This window comes from Pseudomonas sp., assembly GCF_037994325.1.
GTDB lineage: Bacteria > Pseudomonadota > Gammaproteobacteria > Pseudomonadales > Pseudomonadaceae > Aquipseudomonas.
In genome coordinates, this window is sequence record NZ_JBBNAH010000106.1 from 1 (window position 1) to 2,914 (window position 2,914).

Here is a 2,914-nt window from a genome sequence, read left to right on the forward strand (position 1 = left end):
ATCGCAGGCCGAGCGGAGTCGTTGCGCAGGGGGTGGAGCGGCAGGAGCCGCGAAAGGCGTGGGGCCAAGGATGGCCCTGCACGCCGACCCCTGGAGCGGCGACGTAGCGAGGGGACCCGTAGCGCAGCGGAGGGCCAAGGTAGGGGCAAGCGTTTTTTGGTTACTTTTTGCCGCGACTGGCAAAAAGTAACTCGCGCGTAAGGCGCGAAACCAAACGCCCAGCAAACGAGGTAACGAAGAAAACCACCAACCCCAAAGCAAAAGCTGGTGCGCACAGCACACCCTACGAACACCCGAAACGACCACCCACCAACCACGCCCAAAACTCAAAAATCGCGCACAACAAAAAACCCGCCGAAGCGGGTTTTTCTCAGACCATTCCAACATCCTGTCGGTAGCCATCATGGCAATGGTCGATCTTCCCTGATCCTGAAGCACCTCCTGTGCCCCAGTGACAGCTACAGATTAAGCAAACCCCTACAGACAGAAAAGGCGATATCAGAGCCACGCCTTGTAAGCATTTCGCTATAGCGAAGCAGCGCCATGCTGAACCTAGCGCTCGCTCGGGCTAAAAGTGGGCAGCCAGCAAAACCGACCGCAGCCCTTAGCAGGGGGCTTTGCGCGATAACGCTGTTGCCCAACAGACAGCAAAACAGCAGCTTGCCCAACTACGCCAGCTTTTATCGGCGCTTTTACCACTCGTAATGACCGATATGTCACACAACCACGCATCCGTTATCGAAACCCAACTCCCTTGTCATCGTTTAGTAGCAGCCGGGTCTTTTACTGCACAGCAAGGGTGCAGGAAGTTAGTCGAACAAGGGCTACCCATAACCCGCAGCAGATGGTTTCGTCGGATAAAAACCGACCACTGATCGGCTAAATAACCGAAGAAAAAGCGGAACAAGCCCGCAAAATTAGAACCAACCAAAGTTTGGAAAAAAACGATCTAGAACAACGTCCAGAAGCTTGTTTACACAGGGAAATTAAGAAAATTCTTAGTCCTTTAAAGGACTTAAAACAGGTTAAAAACGCAAAGATGGCCTGTTGCTATGTCAGTCAAAGGCGACATATGCTCCGCGCCCCGCTGATTTTGAAACATTTTTTTTGAACTTTTCGATCAAAATAAACCTAACAAAATCAGCTAGAAATCCTCGCTAAGCGGGGGCGCCATGAAAGCGACACATACGTTCGTTAGCATGTGCAACATGTGATGGCATATTTCGTGCTTCGTGTGAATTAGGTCCTGGTCCGCAGGCTTAGGAAGTTTCTAAGCACGGCCAGATATCTCAGCCAGCTTGATCTCGCGAAGTGGAGTGAACGGTCTATGGAAAGACTCAGCACCACCCAGCCGGCCTGGTACCTCCTGCAGTGCAAAGCACGTCAGGACAGCCGCGCCGAGGATAATTTGCTCCGGCAGAACTATGTGACCTTTCGGCCACAACTTGTCACGCAACGACTGCTGCGCGGCAAGCCACAAAGCGTGCTCGAATCGCTGTTTCCCGGATATCTATTTATCCAGTTGAGCCATGAGGACAACTGGTCTGCGCTGCGCTCCACACGCGGAGTGAGCCGCATCGTCAACTTCAACCACGGCCCCGCTACGGTCACCGACCAAGTGATCGAGCATTTGCGCGCGCGTTGCTCGAAAGAGTTGCCCAGCCGCACGTTTCAGCCTGGCGACAAGTTGCAAATCATCCAAGGCCCGCTGAACACCCTCGAGGGTATTTTCCTCGGGATGGATGGCACAGAGCGGGTGATGGTCCTGTTGCAGTTACTCAGCCGTGAACAATCTGTTCGCGTGCCTTTAAGCCATATCAAGAGTGCTTAAAGACCGCTGTAAAGGTTCTACCGAACACTGCTTTCACCACATTTTTGCTGACGCGTTCTCGAGGGCCATACGTGCAACCTTGGGGCGGTAGCGTGGGGGAAGGGCTGAATTTCACCGCTGGCACGCCACTGCCAGCCCAGACCAGGACGCACACCATGCGGGCCCTTTACGCCACAGCCCTGTTGCTTGCCCTTACCGCCGGCGCTGTTCAGGCCGCGGATCAGTTGCCAGAGGCCGCTGAAAAAAACGTCCCGACCGTCGGCGATAACGCCGGAACCGGCGTGCCAAACGCCGTCAACGCCGGCACCAGCAACAACCCGAACACCGCCAGCCCAAGCTGAAGCAAGAGTTAATGAAACCATTTGAAAAAGCCGCGCACTAACCCAAGCGCAACAGCTCCCCGAACGCCCTGACGCGCGTATCGCCGCAGGAATGAACACAGCAAGGACTTCGCATGAAATCGATCCGTCGGCTAGCCCTTACGCTTGCAGCTCCGACCGTACTGCCCGCTTCGGCTTGGGCACTGGAACCCCAAAGTGTCGACGTATTTGGCCTGCAATTCACGCCAACGCTCAGCGTGAAAGAAAGCTACGACGACAACTTCCGCGAACTGGAAAAACACAAAGAGTCGTCCTGGATCACCTCGATCAAACCAGCCTTTGAGCTGCTGGCTGAGGACAGAAACAGCGCTTACCGCCTGAGCTACGAGGCCAACAGCGAGATCTACCACGACGACGCCGACGCCAGTAACACCGACCACAAAGTGACCCTGGATTCGGTGATGGAATTTACGTCCAGTCAGCGTTTGAAGCTGCAAGCCCAATACCGCAAAACCGAAGACACCGGCGACACCGCGGTTGAGGACGAAAACGACAAGTACCACTCCACCTCGTTTGGCGGCGTGTACACCTTGGGCTCGGCCTCCGCTGCCAACCGCTTGGATCTGGGCGCCACCTACGAAGAACTGCGCTACGACAACAGCGGCACGATCAACGCCGATGAAGAGCGCGATACCACCGCCTTTAACGCCGTCTGGTATCACCGTTTGGGCGGCTCCACCGAGTCGCTGGTCGAGCTGCGCCA

3 protein-coding genes are annotated in these 2,914 nt (G+C 55.4%); all 3 read left to right on the top strand.

Annotated elements, in window-relative coordinates; all coding sequences use genetic code 11:
* Window positions 1–1,327: 1,327 nt before the first annotated feature.
* Window positions 1,328–1,831 carry a transcription/translation regulatory transformer protein RfaH gene (rfaH, locus tag AAAB16_RS03390; RefSeq protein WP_340662065.1) on the top strand — a complete coding sequence of 168 codons (504 nt, stop codon included), beginning with the start codon at window positions 1,328–1,330 and terminating at the stop codon, window positions 1,829–1,831.
* Window positions 1,832–1,986: 155 nt separating this feature from the next.
* The gene (locus AAAB16_RS03395; protein WP_340662066.1) at window positions 1,987–2,172 is read left to right on the top strand and encodes a hypothetical protein; all 186 of its coding nucleotides are present in this window, start codon (window positions 1,987–1,989) and stop codon (window positions 2,170–2,172) included.
* 113 nt (window positions 2,173–2,285) lie between these two features.
* On the top strand, window positions 2,286–2,914 hold a 629-nt coding region (locus AAAB16_RS03400; protein WP_340662067.1), incomplete at its 3' end, for an outer membrane beta-barrel protein.